Source organism: Halorubrum orientale (assembly GCF_059623105.1).
Window position 1 is genome coordinate 175,876 of record NZ_JBSPSR010000008.1, and the last position, 23,105, is coordinate 198,980.

General features: G+C 64.6%; 25 protein-coding genes, 1 tRNA gene and 1 pseudogene. 11 read left to right on the top strand and 16 right to left on the bottom strand.

Annotated features, from left to right (window positions below; genetic code table 11):
* Positions 1-57: 57 nt before the first annotated feature.
* From mch to ACWUI7_RS10835, 4 genes are read left to right on the top strand one after another with little or no spacing between them, the layout of a single operon-like run.
* Positions 58-996, top strand: coding sequence for a methenyltetrahydromethanopterin cyclohydrolase (gene mch, locus ACWUI7_RS10820; RefSeq protein ID WP_496642230.1), 939 nt, complete (start codon positions 58-60; stop codon positions 994-996).
* The gene (locus tag ACWUI7_RS10825; protein WP_496642231.1) at positions 996-1,535 is read left to right on the top strand and encodes a double winged helix-containing putative transcriptional regulator; all 540 of its coding nucleotides are present in this window, start codon (positions 996-998) and stop codon (positions 1,533-1,535) included. Before mch ends, ACWUI7_RS10825 begins: the two co-directional genes overlap by 1 nt.
* 35 nt (positions 1,536-1,570) lie before the next feature.
* Positions 1,571-2,779: a potassium channel family protein gene (locus ACWUI7_RS10830; RefSeq protein WP_496642232.1), complete on the top strand. Its 1,209-nt coding sequence runs from the start codon at positions 1,571-1,573 to the stop codon at positions 2,777-2,779.
* The gene (locus ACWUI7_RS10835) at positions 2,772-3,155 is read left to right on the top strand and encodes a nuclear transport factor 2 family protein (protein ID WP_496642233.1); all 384 of its coding nucleotides are present in this window, start codon (positions 2,772-2,774) and stop codon (positions 3,153-3,155) included. Before ACWUI7_RS10830 ends, ACWUI7_RS10835 begins: the two co-directional genes overlap by 8 nt.
* A gap of 9 nt (positions 3,156-3,164) precedes the next feature.
* Here the strand turns inward: ACWUI7_RS10835 and arcS are convergent, their stop codons facing one another.
* From arcS to ACWUI7_RS10860, 5 genes and pseudogenes are all read right to left on the bottom strand, one after another.
* Positions 3,165-4,934 (bottom strand): archaeosine synthase subunit alpha, encoded by a 1,770-nt coding sequence (gene arcS / locus ACWUI7_RS10840; protein ID WP_496642234.1) that lies wholly within the window; start codon positions 4,932-4,934, stop codon positions 3,165-3,167.
* A 48-nt stretch (positions 4,935-4,982) separates the two neighbouring features.
* Positions 4,983-6,029 (bottom strand): polyprenyl synthetase family protein, encoded by a 1,047-nt coding sequence (locus ACWUI7_RS10845; protein WP_496642235.1) that lies wholly within the window; start codon positions 6,027-6,029, stop codon positions 4,983-4,985.
* Complete coding sequence (locus ACWUI7_RS10850; protein ID WP_496642236.1) at positions 6,026-7,378, bottom strand: RNase J family beta-CASP ribonuclease; 1,353 nt, start codon at positions 7,376-7,378, stop codon at positions 6,026-6,028. The genes ACWUI7_RS10845 and ACWUI7_RS10850 overlap by 4 nt, the downstream gene beginning before the upstream one ends.
* 349 nt (positions 7,379-7,727) lie before the next feature.
* On the bottom strand, positions 7,728-8,123 hold the full coding sequence (locus tag ACWUI7_RS10855; RefSeq protein WP_496642237.1) for a sulfurtransferase: 396 nt from the start codon (positions 8,121-8,123) through the stop codon (positions 7,728-7,730).
* Positions 8,104-8,463 (bottom strand): annotated as a pseudogene (locus ACWUI7_RS10860) (cytochrome ubiquinol oxidase subunit I); the annotation flags it as partial. The gene ACWUI7_RS10855 and the pseudogene ACWUI7_RS10860, both read right to left, overlap by 20 nt.
* Before the next feature lie 118 nt (positions 8,464-8,581).
* Here ACWUI7_RS10860 and ACWUI7_RS10865 point away from each other — a divergent pair.
* From ACWUI7_RS10865 to ACWUI7_RS10875, 3 genes are all read left to right on the top strand, one after another.
* Positions 8,582-8,764, top strand: coding sequence for a DUF8073 family membrane protein (locus tag ACWUI7_RS10865; protein ID WP_496642238.1), 183 nt, complete (start codon positions 8,582-8,584; stop codon positions 8,762-8,764).
* 87 nt (positions 8,765-8,851) lie between these two features.
* A complete protein-coding gene (locus ACWUI7_RS10870) occupies positions 8,852-9,094 on the top strand; it encodes an LSM domain-containing protein (protein ID WP_496642239.1) in 243 nt (80 codons plus the stop codon).
* Positions 9,091-9,267 (top strand): 50S ribosomal protein L37e, encoded by a 177-nt coding sequence (locus tag ACWUI7_RS10875; RefSeq protein ID WP_496642240.1) that lies wholly within the window; start codon positions 9,091-9,093, stop codon positions 9,265-9,267. The genes ACWUI7_RS10870 and ACWUI7_RS10875 overlap by 4 nt, the downstream gene beginning before the upstream one ends.
* A 65-nt stretch (positions 9,268-9,332) precedes the next feature.
* Here the strand turns inward: ACWUI7_RS10875 and ACWUI7_RS10880 are convergent, their stop codons facing one another.
* Genes ACWUI7_RS10880 through ACWUI7_RS10895 form a run of 4 tightly spaced genes read right to left on the bottom strand, consistent with a single transcriptional unit; the run spans position 9,333 to position 11,158 of the window.
* Positions 9,333-9,530, bottom strand: coding sequence for a DUF8015 family protein (locus ACWUI7_RS10880; protein WP_496642241.1), 198 nt, complete (start codon positions 9,528-9,530; stop codon positions 9,333-9,335).
* A gap of 4 nt (positions 9,531-9,534) precedes the next feature.
* Positions 9,535-9,735, bottom strand: coding sequence for a hypothetical protein (locus ACWUI7_RS10885; RefSeq protein WP_435160690.1), 201 nt, complete (start codon positions 9,733-9,735; stop codon positions 9,535-9,537).
* 42 nt (positions 9,736-9,777) lie between these two features.
* Positions 9,778-10,827: a deoxyhypusine synthase gene (locus tag ACWUI7_RS10890; RefSeq protein WP_496642242.1), complete on the bottom strand. Its 1,050-nt coding sequence runs from the start codon at positions 10,825-10,827 to the stop codon at positions 9,778-9,780.
* 58 nt (positions 10,828-10,885) lie between these two features.
* Positions 10,886-11,158 (bottom strand): ubiquitin-like small modifier protein 1, encoded by a 273-nt coding sequence (locus tag ACWUI7_RS10895; RefSeq protein ID WP_496642243.1) that lies wholly within the window; start codon positions 11,156-11,158, stop codon positions 10,886-10,888.
* Positions 11,159-11,236: 78 nt separating this feature from the next.
* On the opposite strand from ACWUI7_RS10895, the gene ACWUI7_RS10900 reads away from it, so the two are divergent.
* Positions 11,237-12,505 (top strand): NAD-binding protein, encoded by a 1,269-nt coding sequence (locus ACWUI7_RS10900; RefSeq protein WP_496642244.1) that lies wholly within the window; start codon positions 11,237-11,239, stop codon positions 12,503-12,505.
* Between the two features lie 331 nt (positions 12,506-12,836).
* Here the strand turns inward: ACWUI7_RS10900 and ACWUI7_RS10905 are convergent.
* Positions 12,837-12,911, bottom strand: a tRNA-Val gene (locus tag ACWUI7_RS10905).
* 167 nt (positions 12,912-13,078) lie between these two features.
* Between ACWUI7_RS10905 and ACWUI7_RS10910 the strand changes: the two genes are divergently transcribed.
* The gene (locus tag ACWUI7_RS10910) at positions 13,079-13,945 is read left to right on the top strand and encodes a hypothetical protein (protein WP_496642245.1); all 867 of its coding nucleotides are present in this window, start codon (positions 13,079-13,081) and stop codon (positions 13,943-13,945) included.
* Positions 13,946-14,009: 64 nt separating this feature from the next.
* On the opposite strand, the gene ACWUI7_RS10915 is transcribed toward ACWUI7_RS10910, so the two are convergent.
* The 6 genes from ACWUI7_RS10915 to ACWUI7_RS10940 all read right to left on the bottom strand — a co-directional run bounded on the left by ACWUI7_RS10915 (position 14,010) and on the right by ACWUI7_RS10940 (position 20,647).
* Entirely contained in the window at positions 14,010-14,213 is a 204-nt protein-coding gene (locus ACWUI7_RS10915; protein WP_496642246.1) for a hypothetical protein, read from the bottom strand.
* Between the two features lie 58 nt (positions 14,214-14,271).
* Positions 14,272-16,470 carry a HAMP domain-containing methyl-accepting chemotaxis protein gene (locus ACWUI7_RS10920; protein WP_496642247.1) on the bottom strand — a complete coding sequence of 733 codons (2,199 nt, stop codon included), beginning with the start codon at positions 16,468-16,470 and terminating at the stop codon, positions 14,272-14,274.
* Between the two features lie 155 nt (positions 16,471-16,625).
* Positions 16,626-17,459, bottom strand: a complete 834-nt coding sequence (locus tag ACWUI7_RS10925; RefSeq protein ID WP_496642248.1) for an ABC transporter permease — start codon at positions 17,457-17,459, stop codon at positions 16,626-16,628.
* Entirely contained in the window at positions 17,456-18,340 is an 885-nt protein-coding gene (locus ACWUI7_RS10930) for an ABC transporter permease (RefSeq protein WP_496642249.1), read from the bottom strand. The genes ACWUI7_RS10925 and ACWUI7_RS10930 overlap by 4 nt, the downstream gene beginning before the upstream one ends.
* The gene (locus tag ACWUI7_RS10935; protein ID WP_496642250.1) at positions 18,340-19,521 is read right to left on the bottom strand and encodes an ABC transporter ATP-binding protein; all 1,182 of its coding nucleotides are present in this window, start codon (positions 19,519-19,521) and stop codon (positions 18,340-18,342) included. Before ACWUI7_RS10935 ends, ACWUI7_RS10930 begins: the two co-directional genes overlap by 1 nt.
* 1 nt (position 19,522) lies before the next feature.
* On the bottom strand, positions 19,523-20,647 hold the full coding sequence (locus ACWUI7_RS10940; RefSeq protein WP_496642251.1) for an ABC transporter substrate-binding protein: 1,125 nt from the start codon (positions 20,645-20,647) through the stop codon (positions 19,523-19,525).
* A gap of 195 nt (positions 20,648-20,842) precedes the next feature.
* Between ACWUI7_RS10940 and ACWUI7_RS10945 the strand changes: the two genes are divergently transcribed.
* Together ACWUI7_RS10945 and ACWUI7_RS10950 are read left to right on the top strand one after the other, a co-directional pair.
* Positions 20,843-22,228: an FAD-binding oxidoreductase gene (locus ACWUI7_RS10945; protein WP_496642252.1), complete on the top strand. Its 1,386-nt coding sequence runs from the start codon at positions 20,843-20,845 to the stop codon at positions 22,226-22,228.
* Positions 22,229-22,385: 157 nt separating this feature from the next.
* On the top strand, positions 22,386-23,099 hold the full coding sequence (locus ACWUI7_RS10950) for a Gmad2 immunoglobulin-like domain-containing protein (protein WP_496642253.1): 714 nt from the start codon (positions 22,386-22,388) through the stop codon (positions 23,097-23,099).
* The last annotated feature ends 6 nt before the right edge of the window (positions 23,100-23,105 follow it).

Consider the following 23,105-nt stretch of genomic DNA (forward strand, 5'->3'; position numbering starts at 1 on the left):
CCAATGTGGCTCAACCGCGACCGGCAAACCCCTTAGTGTGGGGGTCGAATGCCGGGTATGGAGAGCATCAATCGGACCGCAATCGAGCTCGTCGACGAGGCGCTCGACTTCGCGGGCGAACTCGACGTAGCGGGGTACGAACTCGATAACGGCGCGACGGTGATCGACTTTGGGGTGGACGCTACCGGCGGAGTGGAGGCCGGACTGCTTTTGACAGAGATTCAGACGGCTGGACTCGCGAGCGTAAACACGCGACTCGGCGAGCTCGCCGGGGCCCCAAGAGAGTACGTCGAGCTCTCGACGGACCATCCAGCAGTCGCACTGTTATGTGCACAGAAGGCCGGCTGGGAGCTGACGTTCGAAGACGGCTTCGACGGCCTCGGCTCCGGGCCGGCACGGGCGCTCGTGGGCCAGGAGACGGAGTTCGAGCGGGTCGGCTACTACGACTCCGCCGAGTTCGCGACGCTCGCCGTCGAGTCCGCAACACTTCCAGACGAGACGGTCGCCGAGCACGTCGCCGACCTCGCGGAGGTCGACCCGGAGGGCGTCTTCTTGCCAACCTACGCCACCGGCTCGATGGCGGGGTCGGTCGCGACCGCGGCACGCGCCGCAGAACTCGCGGTGTTTCGCCTCCTTGAAGTCGGGTACGAACCGACCGACGTGCTTCACGCGGCCGGCAGCGCACCGGTCGCGCCGGCAACCCACGACGAGGCGTTGGCGATGGGCCGAACGAACGACGCCCTAGCATACGGCGGGCGGGTGCATCTCCAAGTGGCCCGTGACGACGACCGGTTTGACCAGATCGTCTCAACCGTCCGTGAAGACTACGGCACCCCCTTCGTTGAGGTGTTCGACGACGCCGAATGGGACTTCTATGCGGTGCCTGAAAGCGTGTTTGCGCCCGCACAGGTCACTGTCGACGTCGTCGATGGACCCGTCTACACGGTCGGCGAGACCGATGAGGCGCTGCTCGCCGACTCCTTTGGCTACCGCTGATGCGGCTCAAGCGCGTTCCAGAACCCCCAGTCGATCTCGACGCGCTCGGAGCACACCAGCGAGCGGTCCCGCTCGTGCCTGGCGATACCGACGACTGTTGTGCCCGACTCCGTGACCGCTGTGGGCTTGCGAACCGACAGGTCGCGAACGACTGGCTCGGGTTCCTCCGCACGCTCGGTCTCGTCCGCGAGACGCCGCACGGATTCGTCCGAGCCGACGTCGACCCGACGGCCGAGGCGATCCGACGAGGCCTCCGTGACGGAGTGTTACACGTCCCTGCCGCAGTTGATCGCCTCCGCGAGGCAACACCCGTGACACCGGTCACACCGGAATCGCTCTTCGCGGCGACACGTGAGGACGTTCCGCGACACGACCGCGCGCGGGACCCCTCATGGGAGCAGACGTGGGTCGATCGCGCGGGCCGGCTGTTGGGGTGGCTCACACTCGTCGATCTGGCGACGCCAATCGACGGTAGGGTGACCGAGTCGCCCGCGTACGTCGCCGGCGACGCGCTCGAATCCGACGGCTCACCGCCGTGACAAGCCTTTTTGCCGGAGCCAGTGACCACGATCACATGCCCGGATTCGACGAACGAGGGCCAGCCGAGACGGTGTCGTACGAGCCCACGAGCGTGAAGGAGTTGCTCGTGGAGATGAAAGACACCGCAGAGCTCCTCATCGACCTCTCGTACTCCGCGGTGCTTCACGGCAGCCCGTCGGTCGCACACGAGGTGGTCGAGCTCGAACACCGGATGGACGTCCTCCAGCTTCGAGCCCGGATGAGCCTCATGCTCGCGGCGCGAAGCCCGAGTGAGGCCGAGACACTGGCCCCCGTGCTCGGCGTCGTTGCCGCCGCCGACAAGATCTCTGACGCCGCCGGCGACATCGCAAAGATCGTGAGCGACGAGATCGGCCTTCCGGACGCGATGCGCGGCGCACTCACCGAAGGCGTCGAGACCCTCGTGCGCGGCACCGTCGTAGCCGACTCGCCGTACGCCGGCCGAACGCTTGGCGACGTCGACTTGGAGTCGGTAACGGGTGTGCGAGTTATCGCCGTGAGACGCGACGACGACTGGATACTCAACCCCGGGCCGGCGACGCGACTTAATCCGGGCGACGTGACACTGCTTCGCGGTCCTGAAGCGGGCGTCACCGAGGCGTACCCGGCGCTTTCTGGCGAACCGTTTGAGCCTGACCCCCCCGCAGAGCCCGCCATCGACGATCTTGAGCGGGCCGTCGATTCTATCGTGTTGATGAAGAACCTCTCCGAACTCGCCGTCGACTTAGCGTACGGCGCCGTACTCTTCGATACCGAGGCCCTCGCGACGGAGGTATCTAACCTCGAGGTGGAAGTCGACGCCTTGCAGTCGCGGTTCGAAGCGTGGACGCTGCGGGCGGCAAAGGCAGCAGCGGATCCGGTTTCGCTCCGGGGGCTCATCCACCTCGGCGTCGCGACCGAAGAGGTCTCCGACGCCGCCGTTGAGATCGCTGAGGGAGTCTTACGCGACCTAAGCGTGCACCCGGTCGTCGAGATGGCCGTCCGCGAATCAGACGAGATCATCACGCGAACGCCTGTTGGGGCTGGAAGCGACCTGGCAGGTACGCGTGTCGAAGACGGTGTGCCGGCCACGGACGTCTCGACGAGTGTGCTCGCGATTCGGCGCCCGAAGGAGGGATGGCTCGTCGGCCCCGACCTCGACACCACCATCCGCGTCGGCGACGTCATCATATCGAAAGGCACCCGCACGTCAGCAAGCGAGTTCGCCAGCCTCGCCGATGTGTGAGCCGACACCCGCAGCGCTTGCGCGGTCGTACTACGAGACGATAGATACCGACCGATACGAGGCGCTCGCCGACCGGCTTGACCCGGCGTTCGTCCACGCGCGTCCGGACCAGACGCTCCGGGGCCGCGATCGGTTCGTTACGTTCATGCGCGAGGAACGGCCGATGACCGACACCGAACACGTCGTCGACGCGGTGTACACGACCGACCCAGGCGGCGGCACGTCGAGCGGTGACTCGAGCAGCGAGGAGACCGGCATCGCCGTTCGCGGTCGGCTCCTCGACGCCGCTGGCGATGAGCTGTTCACGTTTCTCGACGTGTTTACCGTCGCCGACGGGCAGCTCACCCGGCTCGAGACGTACGTCCCCGTCGAGTGATCGACCACCTCACGTTTCCTCAACGTGGCGGACCGTCGCGGCGACGCCGCGAGTCGACTCCGCCATCTCTGTGCCGGCCATCTCAGCGCGGCCGACCGCGAATGCCTTCGGTCCCTCGATGACCACCTCGTCGCCGACACGGATCGCGTCGGTCGCGTCGACGACACCCGGCGCGAGCACCGATCCGTGTGGAACAAAGCCGTCGATCTCGACGCGACGTGTCGGCGCATCGCTTTCGACCCACCGGCGAGCCCCCGCGAGCGTGAACGAGAGCGTGCCGTACTGTGGCACCATCGTTGCGAGCTGCTCGCGGTCGTCACCCTCGTTCGTCCACGCTTGGAGCTTGGGATAGCGGCCCGTCGTCGAAAGATCGGTGAACAGCGCGTCTCCTGCGCCGTCACCGATCAGGTAGTCGGCGAGTGCCCGAACCGTATTGTGTTCGCGTTCGCGCTTGCTGTAGGCCGGCTCGCCGGCGAGTGCGGCATCAAGCGCCGCAAGCGACGCGTCGGTCGTTGGGTGGTCCTCACAGGTGTACTCGAACGGAATATCGACGGCCGGGTCGGCCTCGACGCGCTCACATATCTCGCGGTACCCGTCAGTCGGCACGTGTGCGATAACTCGGTCGTAGTCGGTACGAGCCAGGTACCGCCGGAGCACCTCGGCGACGAAGCCGATCTCGTCTTCGGCCCAATCGCCCGTGACGACCGAGTCGTAGTGTTGGGCGGGATACGTCGTCTCGAGTTCTTGTGGCACGACCCCGATGGGCGAGGTCATCGAGACGGTGTGTCCGCGCCACTGGATCGCGTCGTGAAACTGCCGGTGGCTCTGGGAGTCGCTGTACGGCTTCGTCGCCGAGCAGGGAACGAGCACCAGCGGTTGGTCCGTGAACCGGTTCCGATATCGAGTCGTCACACGGTCAGCGAACCGTTTGATCGCCACTCTGTCGAGCGTCTCGGCCGACGCGGCGGTGAGCTCGGCGTTTCGAAACACCGGGGCCCGTGTTTCGAGATACGTCCACTGGTCGTCGAACTCCCGGAGCGTTGCCGTGAGCCACGCCTCGTGGCGCGCTTGCCCCTCAAGATAGTCGCGCAATCGTCCGGCTCGAATCAACTCACGAACCCGGCGCAGCGCGGCTGTAAGCGCGTTCACGTTGTGCTCAGCACAGTCGGTACGGGTGAACGAGTCGCGAGGCGTCGCACACGCCGGACAGGCACACGGCAGCTCGGTAAGGTCCTCAAGGAAGTGGTCACCCGACTCGGTGAGGTACTTTCCTTGGGTCCCCTTCGTTTGTGCCAGCGTCGCGTCGACGAGGTCAACGCCCGCAGCGACAAGCGTCGCAACGTTCGCAGGTGTCGCTACGCCGGCGAGATACAGCGCGGTGTCTGCGGGCAGTGCCGCCTTCGCCGCACAGATCGCGTCACGAAACGCCTCGCCGTGGCCAATGAACCCGGCGGTATCCGCTAAGAGGTACGCGTCCGCGCCGACCGGTTCCGGTGATGCGCTGTCGACGACGGCCGCGGTCGGCGCGTCGATGTCGGGGTGATCAACCTGAAACGCCTCGCGAACCGCTGTACGCGTCCCTGCTGGGAACGATCGGTGTGGAAGCAACGTAAGCGCCGCGGGATCACCGGTTGGCTCCTCGCGATCAGCAGCCCAGAGACTGCCGGCATCGACGAGGAACGGGTCGGCGAGCGCGGGCGTGGTCACCGGATCGGTGAGTCGCACCTCACCGATCCTCGCCGCGCCGTCACGCTCGTGAACCTCAAAGTACTCGGTCATGGTCGTCTTCACGCGGGCGTCACTAACCGTCTTGCGTTTCCCGCGGGATCAGTACCCGCGGGTGATGAGGTAGTCCGCGAGGTCCTCGAGAAGACGGCGCGCGTCGCTCTCCGGGAGCACCGAAAGGTGTTCTTTTGAGCGCTCGGTGAGCTCCGCTGCCGTGTCTCTGGCGTACGCGATGGACCCGGCTGTCTCGAGAGTCTCGACTGCCTCGTCGACGGCCGCCTCGGTGACAGCCGCCGGCGTCTCTGCGTCGACGAGTCCGTCGACGTCGACGCCAGCCCGACGGGCGTGGAGGGTGATGAGCGTCTCTTTTCCCTCGACGAGGTCCGAGCCGCGCTGTTTGCCGAGCTCGTCGGACGCGACGGTGAGGTCGAGCACGTCGTCTTGGATCTGGAACGCGCGACCGGAGTCGATGCCGTACTGATAGAGCGCGTCGACGACCTCGTCGTCGGCGCCAAGCAACACGCCCGCCATCGAGGCTGCCGCACCGTACAACACGGCGGTTTTTAATTCGACCATCTCGAGGTACTCGTCGGGGTCGATGTCGTCGCGTGACTCGAAGGCGACGTCGAGCGACTGTCCCTCACAGATCTCCGTACACGTCGAGGCGAGCAGTCGCATCGCTGCCTGCCCACACGCCGGGTCGGCGCCGGTCTCGGACAGTATCTCGAACGCCTTCGAATAGAGGGTGTCGCCGGCGAGGATCGCCGTTGAGGTGTCGTACTGCTCGTGGACCGCTGGGACACCCCGGCGCAGCGCGTCGTCGTCCATGATGTCGTCGTGAATAAGCGTGAACGATTGGATAACCTCGATCGAGACGGCCGCACGCATGATGTCGACGACGCTCCCGTCGGGGGCGGTAAACGACCGAAAGTCGGCGCTCATCGGCTCGACGCCGGCCACTGCCTCCGCTGCAAGTGTCGTCACCGCGGGGCGAAGTCGCTTGCCACCCGCCTCGAGGATGTACCGCGACGCCTCGTAGAGCCGCTCCGGCGGCTGTACGGGAAGCTCCTCGTCGATAGCGGCGTTGACTAGCTCGCGCCGCTCGCGGATGGCCTCGAGCACCCGCGCCTCCGTCGTCTCGGTCGTCATTCGACGAGTTGGATCGTGTTTCCGTTCTGCGTGACGTGGAGGTCACGACCGAGCTTGTACCCCTGTGAGTTCGCAAGGTCGACGTACGGCGACCGGCCCTTCATGTTCTGGTGGGCCGGCAGAAGGTGTTGCGGCTGGAGCGCATCGAGCATCTCGTAGTGGCCCTCCTCACGCAGGTGCCCGGAGACGTGGATGTCGTCGAAGATTCGCGCTCCCTGCATCCGGAGCAGCTGTTCGGACTGGTACCGCTGTCCCTCGTTTGTCGGCTCGGGGATGATGCCAGCGCTGAAGACGACTTTATCACCATTTTCGAGCTCGTACGGCGTCTCACCGCGTCCCATTCGGGTCAACATCGCGCGCGGCTCACCTTGGTGGCCCGTCACGATGGGGAGGAAATTGCCCTTCCCTTCTTTCATGATCCGCTTGAACGCGCGGTCGACCGACTTACGGTGGCCGTACATCCCGACGTCACCCTGGAAGTCGACGAAGTCGAGCCGCTCTGCGGTGCCGGAGTACTTCTCCATCGAGCGGCCGAGCAGGACCGGCTGTCTGCCGATCTCACGGGCAAACTCGACGAGCGACTTCACCCGTGCGATGTGTGAGGAAAACGTCGTAGCCACGATTCCACCTGAGTAGTCTTCGACCGATTTGAGCGTGTCGTGCAGGTGTTTCCGGGCCACCGACTCCGACGGTGTACGGCCCTTCTTGCCGGCGTTGGTGCAGTCTTCGATGTAACAGAGCACTCCCTCGTCCTGGCGACCAATCTCGCGGAATCGCGTCATGTCTATCGGGTCGCCGATGACTGGTGTGTGGTCCATGCGCTTGTCGAGGCCGTAGACGATGGCGCCCTCGGGCGTGTGTAACACCGGGTTGATCGCGTCGATGATCGAGTGGGTGACGTTGACGAACTCCAACTCCACCTGTTCGGAGTCACCGATCGCCATCGTGGCGCCGGCTTTCATCTTCACGAGGTCGTTGTCGACGCTGAACTTGCCCTCGTCGGCAACCTGCTGTTTCACCAGTTCGATGGTGTACGGCGACCCGACCACGGGCGCGTTGTATCGGTGGGCGAGTTTAGGGATCGCGGCGATGTGGTCGAGGTGGCCGTGCGTCGGGACGATGGCCTGGACGTCACCCTCGAGATCGCTCATGATCCGGTCGTCGGGAATCGCGCCCATATCGATCAGATCGAGACTATGCATCTTCTCGGTCTCCACGTTGTCGTGGATGAGGACCTTACTCAGGTTCAGGCCCATATCGAAGATGACGATATCCTCGCCCGCACGGACTGCCGTCATCTGTCTGCCGACCTCTTCGTAGCCGCCGATTGTCGCAATTTCGATTTCCATGGTAGTGTGGGTTCAATCGCCGCCGTTCGGCGGTCTCTCACTGGTACCCCGCACAGGAGCCGTCAGCCCCGGCGTCTAACCGCGTGTCGGTGAAGGCCCCGCTACGGCCGAGCCGACGTCGGCTCACCGTGTCCCGCGGGAGTGTGGTACCAAACGGTAAACCGCGAGATGATAAAAACACCGGGGATCGTCGCCGCGGCGACCGTCTCGGCATCGTCGGCGCGTGAACGACGGTATGTCACGCCCCCTATGACGCCCCGGCCGTCACACCGTCCTCACCGTCTTCACCGTCCTCACCGTCCTCACCGCCTTCACCGTCCTCACCGCCCCGATCGTCGCGCCGTTCTGCTCACCGCGACGTCACCCCCGTCTCGATCGGCACACCAACGAGGTTCCCCCACTCGGTCCAGGACCCATCGTAGTTAGCCACGCGATCGAAACCCAACAGCTCCGATAAGGCGAACCAAGTGATAGACGACCGCTCACCGATCCGACAGTAGGCGATCACGGTCTCGTCGACCGTGATCCAGTGGTCCGCATACAGCGCTCGAAGTGCTGCCGGAGGTTTGAACCGACGGTCCGGCCGAAGATTCTCGGCCCACAGCACGTTGATCGCGCCCGGCACGTGTCCCCCGCGAACCGCCGATTCGACCGTGCCGGGCAGGGCGGTCCGCTCGCCGCGGAACTCGGTGTCGAGTCTGACGTCAACGAGGACAGTCTCATCATCGATCGCGGCCGAAGACAAAGACGCCGAGGAACGTGGCCTCGAGCATGAACGCCATCATCCCCTCGACTGCGAGTGGCCCGCCCAACAGCTCGCCCGCGGCCGTCGAGAACGCTGCGAAGTTCGTCCCGAACTCGAACTCCAAGACGATCCCCGTTACCGTCCCGACGACGAACGAGATGGCGAACATCTTGGTCCAGAACCGACGTAACTGCTCGTAGATCGGTGCCCCTGTCCGAATATCCTTCCACGTGAAGTAAATGAGAAACGGCGCCAACCCCATGCTCATCACCGGGAAGATGATGTGGACGATGGTCGTAATGGCGAACTGTAGCCGACTGGCGAGAACTGGGTCTATCATGCCGGGCACACCCGCGTTTTACACGCGTACGAGTTACACTCATACATCGACTAGATTAACGGGCGGCTTGTCGTGTGACAACCTGGTCGTTTATACAGCGTACACGTGACCGAATCGTATGGAGACTCGAGACGTCGCACTCGCGCTGGTCGGGCTCGTCACGGCCGTGGTGACCGTCCGAGCGGTCGTCGCACTCAACGCGGGTGACGTCGGGACGGTCGGCCGGCAGATCGGCGTGGGCGGTGTGATCCTCGCCTTCGGAATCGGTCTCTATCGGCGATGGAACGAGGAACTCGGGTGAGGGGTCAAAGCGTTTCGTCTCGGTCGAACGCACCAATCCGTCCGTCTCCCGGTATTTTTAATAGTTTCACGGGCACCGGTGAAGGTAATGAGTGGACGACCCCTCGACGTGCTCGAAGCGTCGCTCGAGGAGCCGGTGACGGTACACCTCAAAGACGGGACGACGTACTACGGTGTCCTCGGCGGCTACGACCAGCACATGAACATCGTGATCGAACCGGAGCCGGCCGTTGACGACCGCGTCGACGGCGATCTCGACGGTGAGTTCGCCGTCGCAATCGAAGACACAACGATTATACGCGGCGATAACGTCGTCACAATCAAAGCATGACCGGCTCCGGCACGCCCTCTCAAGGGAAAAAGAACAAGACGGTGCACGTAAAGTGCCGCCGCTGCGGCGAGAAGTCGTACCACCTCACGAAAGAACGGTGCGCCTCCTGTGGCTTCGGCGACTCCGCGAAGCGACGCGACTACGCCTGGCAGTCGAAAACCGGCGATCACTAACTGATAACCCGCGTTTCACTGCTGCCTGTCTGCTCTCTTCTTGAGTGACTCGTATATCTGTGGGCTCATCCGTCTGACGGCGGATGCACAAAGAGCCCATCAGCCACGAGCAGACAACAGAGCAGGGCCGCACCACAGACGGCGACGACCCAGGCGTCGAACGCGAGGGTCCCGACGCCGGACGTCCCGAAAAACACCACTGGCATACCGCCGAGGATCACATCCGCGCGGTCGAGATCTGTGGAGAGGGTCGAGCCCGACATCGACTCACTCCATGTAGCCCAACTCGCGGAGTTTCGCGGCAATCTGTTTCGCTTCGGCCGCTGAGATCGGCTCGTCGGTCTCCATCTCTCGAACCACGACGTGTTTCACGAACTCTTTCACCGAGCCGAACGGCTCGTCTTCGATGTACGCTTCTACGTCCGCGACGAACTCCTTGCGCAGCGAAATGGTGGTGTACTCGCTCATCACACGGATGGTGTGACCCCTCGACAAAAAAGCTAATTATATCTAATTGGCGCCTTCGATTCGCTCACGGGCGGCCGCGACGAGAAGCGGGAGTGTCACCGTCGCGTCCCCGTACACCGAGGCGTTTCGGGCGTCCGGCTCCAGTTTGCCCCACGAGCGCGCCTCCTCGAGCGTGGCCCCCGAGAGTCCGCCCGTCGCCTCGGGGTCCATGGTGAGCTGGACAGCGTAGTTGTACGCACGCGGGGTCACGAGCATCGTCTGGAGCGTGAAGTTCTTCGGGACGCCACCACCGACGAGCAGACAGCCCGCGTCGTCGGCCGCAAACGCGAGGTCGGTGAGCGCCGTCATGTCGGCGAGTGCGTCCAGCGTGAAGTCAGCGGTCTGTGCGTACATCCACGCCTGTAAGCCCAACACAGAGTCTTGGACCGCCGGACAGTATATCGGTACGTCTGTATCAACCGCGGCGGCGGCTATGCCCGGATCCTCAGCGACATCATCGCGCTCGTTCACTCGGGCGTTCGCCTCGCCGAGCGCCGCACACAGCTCCGCGATGGAGACGGGTCCGGACCCCTCGAGTGCCGGAAACACCGCCTCACAGAGGTGGTGTTCGAACGCGGTGAAGTGCTCTTGCGGTAAGTAAACGTTGTATATCCGGTCGACCCCCTCCTCACGCAGCGTCTCGTCGTGCTCGCGGAGGCTGCGTTCCGGGTCGTGGGTGCGGCCGTGGTGGTGTTTTCCGCCGATCGCTTCGATCGCGTCGTGTGTCAGGTTCGCGCCAGTGGTGACGAGTGCGTCGATATATCCGTCACGGATAAGATCGGAGACGACCCGGCGCATCCCCGCAGGGACCATCGCGCCGGCAAGCGAGCAGAACACGGTGCAGTCGTCGTTCGCGAGCATCTCAGTGAGGACATCGCCGGCTTCGTGGAGGGCAGTCGCACCGATCCCGGCCTCACCGTAGGCGTCTAGCAGCTCGCCGGTAGTCATCCCTGCCTCAACCCGCGCGTGTCCGACGGGATCGTGGCTGAACTCTTCTCGGTCGCTCTCCTCGTCGGTGTGCGTTTCGCTCTCCTCGTCGGTGTCGTCGGTCATGCCCACCAGTGTGGTGTGCCCAGGTTTGAACCGACCGATCGGCACGCACGTGAGTGACTCATCCGCCACTCACCGGCGGAAACAGCGCCAGCTCGTCGCCTGCGTCCAGTGTCGTCTCCAGTCCGTCCTCGTGGTGGACGTTTCGGCCGTTGTGCAGGACGTTGATGTGGTCTGCAACGTCGTCGTCTTCGAGGACGCGGTCACGAAGCGCCGGATGCGTCGCGAGCAACTCGTCGAGGGCATCCCCGACGGTGTCTCCGGCGGACACGTCGACGTCAACAACGCGGTCACCGGCGATCTCCGCGATATCCGCGAACAGCTTCCACTCCATACACCTCCATCGCGCGCGGACGAGTGATGAGCGTTGCGTCCTCGGTGGATTTAGGACGGTCCCCGGAGACGGGCGGGCATGGAGCTGAGCCGTGAGTGGGTCTCGGTCCGGGCGTCGGTACTCCTGACGTTTGCCGTCGCCGTGTGTTCGGTCGTCGTCGGCCTGTTACACATCGGTGGGGTCGGCGTCGGTGGCCCGCTCGCGTCGTACGTTCCGTCATCGATCCAGCAGGCGGTCGGGTTCACCGGGACAGTGACCGGTGTTGCGATGCTCGCAAGCGGATTCGCGCTGCTCCGGGGCTACCGTATCGGGTGGTACTCGACGGCGGTGTTGCTCCCGCTTGCGGCCGCACAGGGACTGCTCCAGACGTCCGCCGTCTCGCTGTTGCTTGTGGCGTTCTCACTCGCCTCCGTCGTGCCGCTTGCGGTCAATCGGGGGCGCTTCGACCGACGATTCGTCCCGTCACCGACACAGCTCGCCGCCGGGACTGCGCTCGGTGCTGCGGTCGCGTACGGCACCGTCGGATCGTACGCGCTGCGCGAGGAGTTCGCTGGCGTCGACACGCTCGTCGACGCGTTCTACTTCACTATCGTTACCGCCTCGACGGTCGGGTACGGCGACGTGACGCCCGCCACCGGAATCACAAAGCTGTTCGTGCTCTCCTCGCTCGTGTTGAACGTCGCGGCCTTCGCGGTCGCACTCGGTGTCCTCCTCACCCCTGCCATCGAGGCACAGCTCTCGAAGGCGCTTGGAACCATGACAAACAGACAGTTCGAACTCCTTGACGATCACGTCCTCGTGTTGGGGTACGGCGACCTCACGGAGCCCATCCTCGACGGACTCGACGAACAGGGACACGCACACGCCGTCGTGACGACCGACGAGACGGCCGCCCGTCGGCTGACAGAGCGGTCGGTGCCGGTGCTCACTGCCGACCCGAGCGACGTCGACCCGCTTCGCCGCGTCCGCATCGAGGATGCTCGGGCCGTCGTCGTCGCGGCTGCCGACGACGCACGCGATGCACTCGCCATCCTCACAGCCAGACAGCTCAACCCGGACGTCAGAATCGTTGCGGCCGCGACCCAGCGAGAAAATATCGACAAACTCCGCCGTGCCGGGGCCGACCGTGTGATTTCGCCTTCGGTGCTCGGCGGGCAGATGCTCGTCGACTCGGCGTTCGGCACCGACGACGCCGACGCCCTGACGCGGGCGGCCGACGATGCAGTCGACTCCGGAGATGCGGTGACGGCGGGGTCAAAAGCGTCGACGAACGGAATGAACGGGACGAACGGATCGGCGAACGGAGCGAACGAGTCGGCGGAACGGGCGAGTCGGCGGAACGGCTGAGCGATGGGTTGCCTGTGCGCAGCAGGCGTCGGTCGGCGCACGACGAAACTGACACGCTACTACGTGGGAACTAGTGTCTGTCACACCCTCTCCAACACGCATGCGACGGTACCCACGTGAGCGAGACGACCCCGTGATACACGGACACAACTTTCAGCCACACCCTCCCCAGCCGATTCACTCGTCGCCCACGGGCGACTCGTTCATCCCTCGCACGCGCTCGCGAGCACGCCGCTGGCGGCTCACGAGGCGCGCGCCACCGCAGCGTGTCGTATGAGCGGTTACACGAGGCAAATGCTCGGCGTTGTAACGGTGGTGCATCGAACGAGAATGGGTTGGGGCAGATTTGAACTGCCGGCCTCCTCCATGTCAAGGAGGTGTCATAACCGGACTAGACTACCAACCCGCAGGGGCTTGCTGACGCATTGGAAAGTATCTGTGGGATACAATTGAACCTTTCGGATCGGGTTCCAGTCCCGTGATCACACTGGGGCGGGCTCACTGCGGCGACACGACATCACGGAGACCGCCGAGGGGGGAAGTTTCATTAAACCACCGCCCGACTACGCGTACATGCCATCGAACCAGCACGGCGGGCCTCGACGGGCGCTCGAGGCCGCGGCGGCCGACCGGGGCATCGCCGACCCCGTCTCGGGCACCGGTCCGCGGACCGCAACGGTCCCGGCGTCGCACGATCACGACACCTTCGAGGTGAGTGGACTGGAGACAACCCGAGACGAAGCGTTGCTCCAAGCAGTGCTTGCTGACCACAACGGGATCAGCAGCGCCTCCGCGACACACCGCACCGATACCGTCGGGATTCACCACGACGACGCGCTCTCGCGGGACGGCCTCCGAGATATCCTCACCGAGTATGGCCTCGTCGTCGCTCCCGGAGACGACGCGTTCACCAACCGGCGCGCCGCACAGTTCGCCTCCGCTCGCGTCGCCGTGGCCGTCCTCTTCGGGCTTATGGTCGCGACCCCGTACGTCGGCGTGTTGTACCCAACGCGGGTCGAGTGGCTGTTTTACGACCCTGTAACCGTCGCGTACCTCCAGTCGATTCTCGACTCACACGTGGCGACGCACTTCTTCGTGAATCTCGCCGCACTCTCCGGGGTTGCGTTCCTCGTGGCGTGCGGGCCAACCATCCGACGCGCAGTTTCCGGACTCAAAAGCGGTCGAGTCACGCGTGAGGCCGCGTTCGTCGGTGGCGTCTGTGCCGTCTTCGGCTACAGCACCCTCGCCGCGTTCACCGGCTTCGACGGCGCGGTCCACTACGACCTCGTTGCCTACGCGGTCGCTGGGATCACCGTGTGGCGACACCACACCGACGAGCCGGCATCGATAGAACAGCGGGCGACGGCTCCGACCACCGCGGCCGACGCGTCACCGACACGGGACGACGACCGTGTCGCCTTGACCGACGGCGGCCAATAGGCGGATACCGACACAGACGGCTTTCTTGCGGTCCACATACGCGTCTTTCCAGCACACAGCGATGCTACTCGAGGTACACGTTCCCAACGGCAGCGACGACGAGTGCGGCGACGACTATCCACGCGAAGGGCTCGCGGACGAGTAGCGTGAAGGGCCGGAGCGCAGACGCCTCCAGTCCAAACACCACCGCGGCAACGACGACCACGGCGAGCACGGTCGCCCCGATGACGCCCGCGATTGCCAGTACCACCGAGTCGGTCCGGTTCATAGAATATATCCCACGGTATCACACATAAAAGGGGCTCTCTGCGGTGCTCTCGAGCCGTCTACTGCTCGTTGTCTCCCCCGTCGGCGCGAACGCGCTCGGGCCCGGGCACGGCAGGAGCCGATGGGCCGTCCGTACCGACGGCGTCGTCGCTGAGGTCGAATGTCGCGACCTGGTCGTGGAGGTCGGATGCGAGCGACGAGAGGGTCTGGACGCTCTCCCCGACGTTCGCGAGCGAGGCGGTCTGTTCTTCGGTCACCGCCGAGACCGTACTTGCTTCCGCTGCGGTCTGCTGGCTCACGCTCGCCACCTCGTCGACCATCGCAACGACCTCTTCGGAGGATGCGGCCTGGTCGTCGGTCGCCCGACTGATCTCTTCGATGCCGGTCTCCGCCTCGCTCACCGCGCCCGCGATGGCGTCGAACGTCTCGATCGCCTCGCCGATTGTCTCGGCACCGTGTGTAACTCGCTCGCTCATCGACTCCATTCCGTCGACGGTCTCCGTCGTCGTCGACTGGAGCGCGTCGATCCGCGCTTCGACGTCTGCGGTCGCCGCAGAGACGTCCTCGGCGAGGCTCTTGATCTCACCGGCAACGACAGCGAACCCTTCACCCGCCTCCCCGGCGCGGGCCGCTTCGATCGAGGCGTTCAACGCGAGGAGATTGGTCTGTTCTGCGATCGTCGTGATGAGCTCGACGACCTCGCTTATCTCGGTCATCTCGTCGTCGAGTTGTTCGACGTGTGCCGTAGCTTCGTCAGCACGCGCTTCGATGGCCGCAAGCTCCTCGGTCGCCTCTGCTGCGTGTCGTTGGCCGAGCTCGGAGCGCTCGACGGCCGTGGTCGCGGTCGCGGTGACTTCTTCAGCCGACGCCGCGATCTCCTCGACGGTCGCCGACAGCTCGTTCATCTCCGAGGCGACCTCCTGTAGGTGGTCACTCTGTCGTTCGGCACCATGTGAAATTTCTTCGACCGACCCGGCTGCTTCCTGGCTACCGGCTTCGATCTCTGCGGTGTCGTGTGCAACCGACTCACTGGAGGAGGCTACCGCGTCGGCGACGTGACGAACGGTCCCGAGACTCTCGTCGAGACGGTCGATTCCGCCGTCTAGTGCGTCGAGTACGGCCCCGTAGGCGCCAGGCCGGTCGGTGTCGATCGATTGCTCGAGATCGCCGTCGCGAAGGCCGTGGCTCGCGCGACGAATCTGTGCGAAGCTCGACTCGAGTCGGTCTGTTCCGTCTTCGAGTCCTCCGAGCGTCTCACCGTACTGGCCGGGTTGATCGACGTCGATCTGTCGGTCGAGGTCGCCAGTCCGGAGCCCGTCGCTAGCGCGCTGTATCTCGTCGAATGAGGCGGTGAGTGCGTTGCCGCCGGCGGCCATACTGTCGAGAACCGCACCGTACGCGCCCGGGTAGTCGGTGTCGATCGAGCGGTCGAGATCACCGCGTTCGAGCCCCGAGGCGACGGTCTCGAGCTCGTCGAAGGCGGCTCGAAGATTTGACTGCATCTGCTGGAATCCCTCGACCATCCTGCCGATCTCGTCGGTTTCGACGTGGTCGTCGACGGGCGCCGTGAGGTCGCCCTCACTCGCGGCGACGGCCGCGGCCGAGAGCTGTCGAATTGGTGGGCTGATCCGGCGGGTGACGAACGTCCCGATCCCGATCGCCGCGAGAAACGCGAGGACGGTGAGCGCGAGAAGTTCGGTCTGTGCAGTTCCCGTCGTATCGTCTGCGGCGGCTACCTGTGCTTCCATGTCGGCTTCCGTGGAGGCGGCGAGCGCCTCGACGTCGGTCTCGACTTGGGCGACGAGCGACTCGAGTTCGGTCGCTCGGCGGGCGGCGACCGCGTCGTTGCCCGCGGCGCGCGCCTCGAAGTACGCCGTCGCAACCGAGGCGTACTCCTCGTGTGTCGCCTGAAGCGTCTCGTACTGAGCGGTCTGTTCGTCGGTTAACCCGAGAGACGCCAGTTCACGCTCGAGCTCAGCGTATCGGGCCTGCTGGGTCTGAAACGATTCTCGTGCCCCTGGCTCACCGAGCCGAGCCTGGAGCACGGCCTGTTGTTGTTTTTCCGTGACGATTACCATCTCCGAGGCGGTGTCCATCGCGCGCCCGTCGTCGGCTATCTGGTGGGCCTGCCCGTCGACGGTTCCGACCGCCGTGTAGCCAACCGCACCGGTCACCGCGACGAGCGTGGCGACCAGTACGAACGCGAGCACGAGCTTTGGACCGAGTCCGAGTCGATTCAGTCGAAGTGCGTCCAACATAGATCGTTCGACCAATTCTGAGACCCGTATAAAAACCACGGGAGCCGATTACTACGCTCGATAATTTGCGGACGAACACGTGACGGCACGTCGACCCCCAGGTGTGTGCCCCCCGTCAGTCGAGCGGTCGAACGCCTGCCAGCGAGGATCGCAGCTCACCGCTCGGTGAGGAGCTCGACTCGCGTAAGCGAGACGGCAACGAGCACCAACGTCACCGCGACGACGAGAAACACCACGCTGATCACGTTGACCTCCGGCGTCACGTTGTACCGGATTTGATTCCAGATGTACACCGGCAGCGTCGGGTCACCAGATCCCTTTACGAAGTACGTGTACACGAACTCGTTGAACGAAAGCGTGAACGCGAGCAACCCGCCAGCGACGACGCCCGGGAAGACGTTCGGAAGCGTCACCTGTCTGAACGTGGCGAGTTCGTCCGCGCCCAAGTCCTTCGAGGCCTCCTCGAGCCTGCGGTCGAAGCGCACGAACGTCGGGAGGATCACTAACGTTGCGAACGGGATCGTTCGGATCACGTGTGCGAGAACCACGGAGAGGTAATCGGGGAGCCCGAGCGTCCCGTCTACAAAGAGCACCAACGCGACACCGGTCACCACGAGCGGAACGACGATCGGCAGCGTCGACAGCAGCTGAAGGATCCCACGGCCGCGGAAGCCGTACCGGTCGACCGCGTACGCGGTCATCGTCGCGAGCGTGACCGTGAGGATCGTTGACGGTACCGAGATGGTGAGCGTCGTGACGATCGCACCGCGAGCCGCCTCGTTCTCGAGGAACACTCTGTACCACCGAAGCGTGAGCTGATCGGGGGGAAACGAGAGTACTCCGCCGTCCGCAAACGACATAAACACGAGCACGCCGATCGGCAACCAAAGAAACGCGAGCACGGCGATCGTCACGACACCCGCCAGCCGAGCGGCGTGTGCGTGAACGAACCGCTCGATGGCCCCGGCGATGGTACGACGGCCGTTCACGACGGCTCACCCCCGCCACCGAGGAGGTCTCCGCCGAATCGCGTCGCGAGCACGAGCAGTACGACGACGACCGCGGTGATCACCATCCCGATCGCCGCACCGAACGGCCAGTTGAACGCGCTTTTGAACTGGTTTTCTATCACCATGCCGATCATGATGTTGTTCGTTCCGCCGAGCAGCCGTGGGGTGATGAACGAGCCGAACGTCGGGATGAACACGAGCACGAGTCCAGTTATCACGCCGGTCGCCGTGAGTGGAAGCGTCACGGAGACGAACGTCCGTATCGGGCCCGCACCGAGGTCTTTCGACGCCTCGATCAGGTCCGGATCGAGGCTGCTCAACGACGCGTAAAACGGTAACACCGCGAGTGGGAGCCAGACGTAGGTGAATCCAATACGTACGGCGGTCCCGGTGTACAGGAGCCCGACCGCAGGCAGGCCGACGAGCCCGAGGATCGAGTCGAGCACGCCACCGCTCTGAAGAATGTTGATCCACGCGTACATGCGGATGATGTAGCTCGTCCAGAACGGGAGGATGACGAGCAACAACAACAGCGTCGTGCGGCGGGAGAATCGAACGATGCTGTACGCCAGCGCGTACCCGATTGCCGCGACGATCGCGGTTACCTGCGCGCTGAGCAACAGCGTCCGCCACACGACGGTGAGATACGTCTCCGAACCGATGAACCCCAGATAGTTCTCGAGGGTCCACGCTCCACCGATCTGTCCTGTCTGAAACGAGACGACCAACATCGCGACGAGCGGCAGTGCGAAGAAGACGACGAGTATCGCCGACGGCGGGCCGGCGATCGCGAGCGTCCGAAGTCGGGGACGCTCACGGAAGAACGCCGAAACCGTACCGAGGCGATCACGATCCGTCATCAGGCGTCGTCACCTCTGCTGCCGGTGTGATCGTCGGCTGACCGGGCGAAGACGTGGACGTCGGATGCATCCCACGCCACGGCCACGCGCTCACCGGGTTCGTAGGCGTTCGAGCGGACCTCGGCGGTGAGTCGTCCCCACTCGTCGGTCGCAATCTCGTACAGCGAGTCGCTGCCCTGATAGCTTCGACTTTGAACCGTGCCCGTCGTCGCGAACCGCTCACCGATTCCGGTATCGGTCGCCCGGTCACGGTCCCCACCGTCCGCGGTGGGTTCGTCCGTCTCCGACTGCTCAGCCCCAGTGTCATCCACCGGACCGACGCGAATTCGAAACGGTCGCACGCATACGTCGACTGACGCATCGATCGTGACGTCGTCGGCGACCGAGCGCGGTATCGAGACACGGTCGGACCCGACGTCGACGATCACTGTATCGTCGGTCGCGTCTGTGATGCGAGCGGGAATCGAATTGACGTCACCGATGAAGTCGGCGACGAACCGGCTCTGCGGGTCCTCGTACAGTGCTTCGACCGTTCCGATCTGCTGGATCGCCCCGTCGTCGAGTACGACGAGTCGGTCGGAAACAGCGAGCGCGACCTCCTGATCGTGCGTGACGTACAAGAACGTCGTCTCCGTCTCCGCTTGGAGCCGCTGGAGCTCGCTTTGCATGTGCTGACGGAGCTTACGGTCGAGCGAGGAGAGCGGCTCATCGAAGAGCACGAGCGCGGGCTCGTTGACGAGCGCTCGTGCGAGCGCGACCCGCTGTTGTTCGCCGCCCGAGAGCTCGTCTGGCATCCGGTCGTCGTATCCGTCGAGCCGAACCATCTCCAGCATTCGCTCGGCGCGGTCGCGTCGCTCGTCGGCGGGTACCCCCGCCTGTTTCAGGCCGTACCCGATGTTTTCGGCGACCGTCAGATGCGGAAACAACGCGAGATCCTGAAACACCATGTTCACGTCGCGCTCGAACGGCGGCGTGCCGACCACGGGCTCGCCGTTCAAGCCGATCTCACCGTCGGTCGGCGTCTCGAAGCCCGCGACCATCCGGAGCACCGTCGACTTGCCCGATCCGCTCGGACCGAGGATCGAGACAAACTCGCCGTCAGCGACGTCGAAGTCGACGTCGTTGACCGCGAGGAGGTCGCCGAACCGCTTGGTCAGCCTGCGGACGCGCAACAACGACATACTAGGCGGCTTTCACGGCGGTCCAGATCTCGTCGTAGCGGGAGCGAACCGAATCGGAGAGGGTCTCCGAAAAGACCAGGTTCCAGTCGTCTGGCCAGTTCGTGAACTCGGCGTCCTCCTCGGAGAGCTCCGCGGAGATGTCGACGGCGGGCTGGTACCCCATAGTCTCGAAGAGCTGTGCCGCGTTCTCCGTCTCAGAGGCCCAGTTGGTGAACTGGAGGCTCGCGATCGGGTTCGGCGCGCCCTTCGGGATCACGAAGAGGTCGCTCGTGTACATCGCGCCCTCCTGTGGGGCGGTGTAGTGGACCGGTGCGCCCTCACCAAACCGCGCGGTGTACGTTCGGCCCATGGTGAGCGGCCCAGCTACGACGTCCTCGTTGACGAAGAGGCTCATTCCCTGCTGATAGTCGCCCCAGTACGTCTGTAACAACGGCTTCTGTTGGATCAGCGACTCCTCGATGTCGTCGTAGTCGTCCGGCTCGATCGGATCCTGTCCGGTGTATAGTGCCGCAATCTGACAGGAGACAGTGGCGTTGTCCCACATACAGAGGTTGCCCTCGTGTTCGTCGTCCCAGAGGACACCCCAGGAGTCCGGCGCCGAGTCGAAGTACTCGTCGTTGTACGTGAGCGGGTACAGAACGAGCGACTCCGGGACCGCGTACGTCGCCCCGTCCTGCTGGTAGGAGCTCGCTGCTTTAATCCGGTCGGTGATATTTTCCCACGCGGGCATCACGTCGACCGGCAGTTCGTGTAAGAAGTCGTTCTTGATCGACCGCTCGACCCAGTTCGTCTGTGCGGCGATGTTGTCGATCTCGTCGTTACCGGCCTGGAGCTGCGAGTACCACTGGTTCGGCGCCGAGTACCCCGAGGTACTCACCTCCACGTCGTAGGCGTCCCCGAACGTCCCAGCGGCCCAGGAGGCCCAGTCGTCGTACCAGTTCCACACGTTGAGACTCGAACTGAACTCCTCCGGAGGCCACTCGGTGACGTCCATCGGAACGCGATCGTCGCTCCCATCACTGCTGCCGCCCGTACAGCCGGCGACGCCAGCAACACCCGCGGCCGCAGCCCCGGCGAGAAGTCGGCGTCGGCTCACGCTCGTGGAGTCGCTCGTCAGCTTACGCATGCGTTCCTCTCGGGTGCCGGTCCGTCGTCGAATCGTGTGATTCGGTGTGCATCACGGTGCATAAAGATAGATACAAATAAATAAGCGTACCGGGGTCGGTCGATCGGTCGCCGCACGGGGATTTGACTGGACGTAGCGGCAGTCGTGGTGGCAGTCGGTCGCTAGGTTTTTCTCCGCGACTGGTCACCGTTGTGCATGACCGACCACGCGTTTCTCGAGGCGACGCTCTCACCCGACCAGGTGTCGCGAACCGCCACGGACCGCACGGCTCACGGTGCCGATTGGGGGACCGCCCCCGATGAAACCGCCCCACCGGACGTCGTCGTCTGGCCAGAGTCGACCGCGGAGGTCGCAGCCGTTCTCGCGGCCGCAACAGAGCGCGGTGTCCCCGTCACACCGTTCGCCGCCGGCTCGGGGATCGCAGGCAACGCGGTCCCGACGCACGGCGGGATCAGCCTCGATCTGACGCGCATGAACGATATCATGGACGTGCGTCCAGCTGACCGGCAGATAGACGTCGAGGCCGGCGTCGTTGGCGACGTGATCAACGATGCGGTCGCCGACCACGGGCTCTTTTTTCCGGCGTTACCGACCTCCGGCGACCTTGCGACGGTAGGAGGAATGCTCGCCACAAATGCCAGCGGGAAGCGGACGGTGAAGTACGGGAAGGTCGGCGACTGGGTTCGCGAGATCGAGGTCGTGCTGGCAGACGGCTCTGTACTCACCGCGGGAACGCGCGCTGAAAAGACTTCTTCGGGGTACGATCTGCGTGACCTGATCGTCGGCAGTGAGGGAACGCTCGGCGTGGTGACGCGCGCAACCCTGTCGCTCACCGGCCGACCGGCTGAAAGCCGGGTCGGGCGGGCGACGTTCACACAGCTCGCAGATGCGACCGGTGCGGCCGCGGCACTAGTCGCTGCGGGTGTCGACGTCAGCGCGCTCGAGCTCGTCGACGGGTTGAGTGCGCGGATGGTAAACGACTACGTCGGGTCGTCACTTGAGGAAGGGCCGACCTTGTTCGTCGAACTGCAGGCCGACTACGGGCTCGACGCGGCAGTCGAAGCGTGTCGCGATACGCTTGCATCGCACGATCCGACGACGCTGGTACTCGAAGCGGGGACCGACGAGTCGGCCATCTGGAAGCCGCGGCGCGAGTTGGCGGACGCAGTTCGGGAGTACTATCCCGACCGTCGGTCGCTCCACGCCGGTGACGTCGCAGTCCCACTCGGGGCGCTATCGGCGATCGTCGAACACATCCACGAGCTCTCAACGGCTCACGACGTTCCGATCCCGACGTTCGGCCACGCAGGCGACGGGAACGTCCACTTCGATGTGCTCGTCGACCCCACGGACGAGGCGGCCGTCGCCGAGGCACACACGATCTACGAGTCGATAGTGACTCGCGGGATCGAACTCGGCGGCACCGCCACGGGCGAACACGGAATTGGTCGTGCCAAGCGCGAGTTCCTCCCGGTCGAACACGGTGAGACCGGCGTTGCGACGATGCAGGCGGTAAAAGACGCGCTCGATCCGGCTGGAACGCTCAATCCAGGGAAGGTGTTTCCGGCGTCGGCCGAGTGAGCGGGCGACGAAACCGTTTCCCCGCTCACGGCCGTATCAACTGCTGGACGCGTCTATGACACGGAATCGCGACGAATTCGGGACGGCTACCGAGACACCGCGTCGACCGCCGAGGCGACGCACCAATCTGTGTGTCACACGGGTAGTCATAGCGCTCGTGATCGGGTCGATTCTCGTCGCCTCGACTGCAGCTGTGGTGAGTGGCGCACCTGCAATCTCACCGACTGCGTCGGGTTCGGCGCAGGCCTCAGGGCAGATACAGTATGCACCCGCGAGCGTCTCGATCACGGCCGTCGGTCCGGCCGACAACGACACCGACGTCGAGCGCCCGACGATCGGCGCGACGATACGACCGAACGAGACGACGGTCGTTCGCGGGGAGACGAACCTGCGCCCCGACGACAACGCCGTCCTCGTCGAACTGCGGACAGAGAACGGCACGGTGCTCGCCGCCAACGCGACCGACCAGTGGGGAACCGACGGGGCGTGGTCGACGACCCTGAACACGAGCGGGCTGGCGCCGGACACGTACGTCCTCGAGGTGGAAGCGGCCGACAGCACCGATCGCGTCGACGTCGAGGTGACTACCGCAGGAGACCAGCCAACTACGACCACCGGGAATCAATCGACCGCGACGGCCACCGAGAACCAGTCGACAACGACCCAGGCTGAGACGAACGCGACGACAACTGACAGTGGGACAACAGACTCAGCAGGCGAAAACGAGACCGCCAGCACTGATGCCGATGCTGTGACCGACGGAACCACCGCTTCAGGGGAGAGCGGCGCGTCAGCGCCTGGGTTCGGGTCTCTCATCGCGGTCGTAGCGATCCTCGTGCTTGGAGCGGTAGCGTCAATGCGGCGGGAGTGAGAGACG

Bases quoted from the DNA above. Each gene is read 5' to 3' on its own strand.
- mch (WP_496642230.1), top strand. From the start codon at position 58: ATGGAGAGCATCAATCGGACCGCAATCGAGCTCGTCGACGAGGCGCTC.
- ACWUI7_RS10825 (WP_496642231.1), top strand. From the start codon at position 996: ATGCGGCTCAAGCGCGTTCCAGAACCCCCAGTCGATCTCGACGCGCTC.
- ACWUI7_RS10830 (WP_496642232.1), top strand. From the start codon at position 1,571: ATGCCCGGATTCGACGAACGAGGGCCAGCCGAGACGGTGTCGTACGAG.
- ACWUI7_RS10835 (WP_496642233.1), top strand. From the start codon at position 2,772: ATGTGTGAGCCGACACCCGCAGCGCTTGCGCGGTCGTACTACGAGACG.
- arcS (WP_496642234.1), bottom strand. From the start codon at position 4,934: ATGACCGAGTACTTTGAGGTTCACGAGCGTGACGGCGCGGCGAGGATC.
- ACWUI7_RS10845 (WP_496642235.1), bottom strand. From the start codon at position 6,029: ATGACGACCGAGACGACGGAGGCGCGGGTGCTCGAGGCCATCCGCGAG.
- ACWUI7_RS10850 (WP_496642236.1), bottom strand. From the start codon at position 7,378: ATGGAAATCGAAATTGCGACAATCGGCGGCTACGAAGAGGTCGGCAGA.
- ACWUI7_RS10865 (WP_496642238.1), top strand. From the start codon at position 8,582: ATGGAGACTCGAGACGTCGCACTCGCGCTGGTCGGGCTCGTCACGGCC.
- ACWUI7_RS10870 (WP_496642239.1), top strand. From the start codon at position 8,852: ATGAGTGGACGACCCCTCGACGTGCTCGAAGCGTCGCTCGAGGAGCCG.
- ACWUI7_RS10875 (WP_496642240.1), top strand. From the start codon at position 9,091: ATGACCGGCTCCGGCACGCCCTCTCAAGGGAAAAAGAACAAGACGGTG.
- ACWUI7_RS10880 (WP_496642241.1), bottom strand. From the start codon at position 9,530: ATGTCGGGCTCGACCCTCTCCACAGATCTCGACCGCGCGGATGTGATC.
- ACWUI7_RS10885 (WP_435160690.1), bottom strand. From the start codon at position 9,735: ATGAGCGAGTACACCACCATTTCGCTGCGCAAGGAGTTCGTCGCGGAC.
- ACWUI7_RS10890 (WP_496642242.1), bottom strand. From the start codon at position 10,827: ATGACCGACGACACCGACGAGGAGAGCGAAACGCACACCGACGAGGAG.
- ACWUI7_RS10895 (WP_496642243.1), bottom strand. From the start codon at position 11,158: ATGGAGTGGAAGCTGTTCGCGGATATCGCGGAGATCGCCGGTGACCGC.
- ACWUI7_RS10900 (WP_496642244.1), top strand. From the start codon at position 11,237: ATGGAGCTGAGCCGTGAGTGGGTCTCGGTCCGGGCGTCGGTACTCCTG.
- ACWUI7_RS10910 (WP_496642245.1), top strand. From the start codon at position 13,079: ATGCCATCGAACCAGCACGGCGGGCCTCGACGGGCGCTCGAGGCCGCG.
- ACWUI7_RS10915 (WP_496642246.1), bottom strand. From the start codon at position 14,213: ATGAACCGGACCGACTCGGTGGTACTGGCAATCGCGGGCGTCATCGGG.
- ACWUI7_RS10920 (WP_496642247.1), bottom strand. From the start codon at position 16,470: ATGTTGGACGCACTTCGACTGAATCGACTCGGACTCGGTCCAAAGCTC.
- ACWUI7_RS10930 (WP_496642249.1), bottom strand. From the start codon at position 18,340: ATGACGGATCGTGATCGCCTCGGTACGGTTTCGGCGTTCTTCCGTGAG.
- ACWUI7_RS10935 (WP_496642250.1), bottom strand. From the start codon at position 19,521: ATGTCGTTGTTGCGCGTCCGCAGGCTGACCAAGCGGTTCGGCGACCTC.
- ACWUI7_RS10940 (WP_496642251.1), bottom strand. From the start codon at position 20,647: ATGCGTAAGCTGACGAGCGACTCCACGAGCGTGAGCCGACGCCGACTT.
- ACWUI7_RS10945 (WP_496642252.1), top strand. From the start codon at position 20,843: ATGACCGACCACGCGTTTCTCGAGGCGACGCTCTCACCCGACCAGGTG.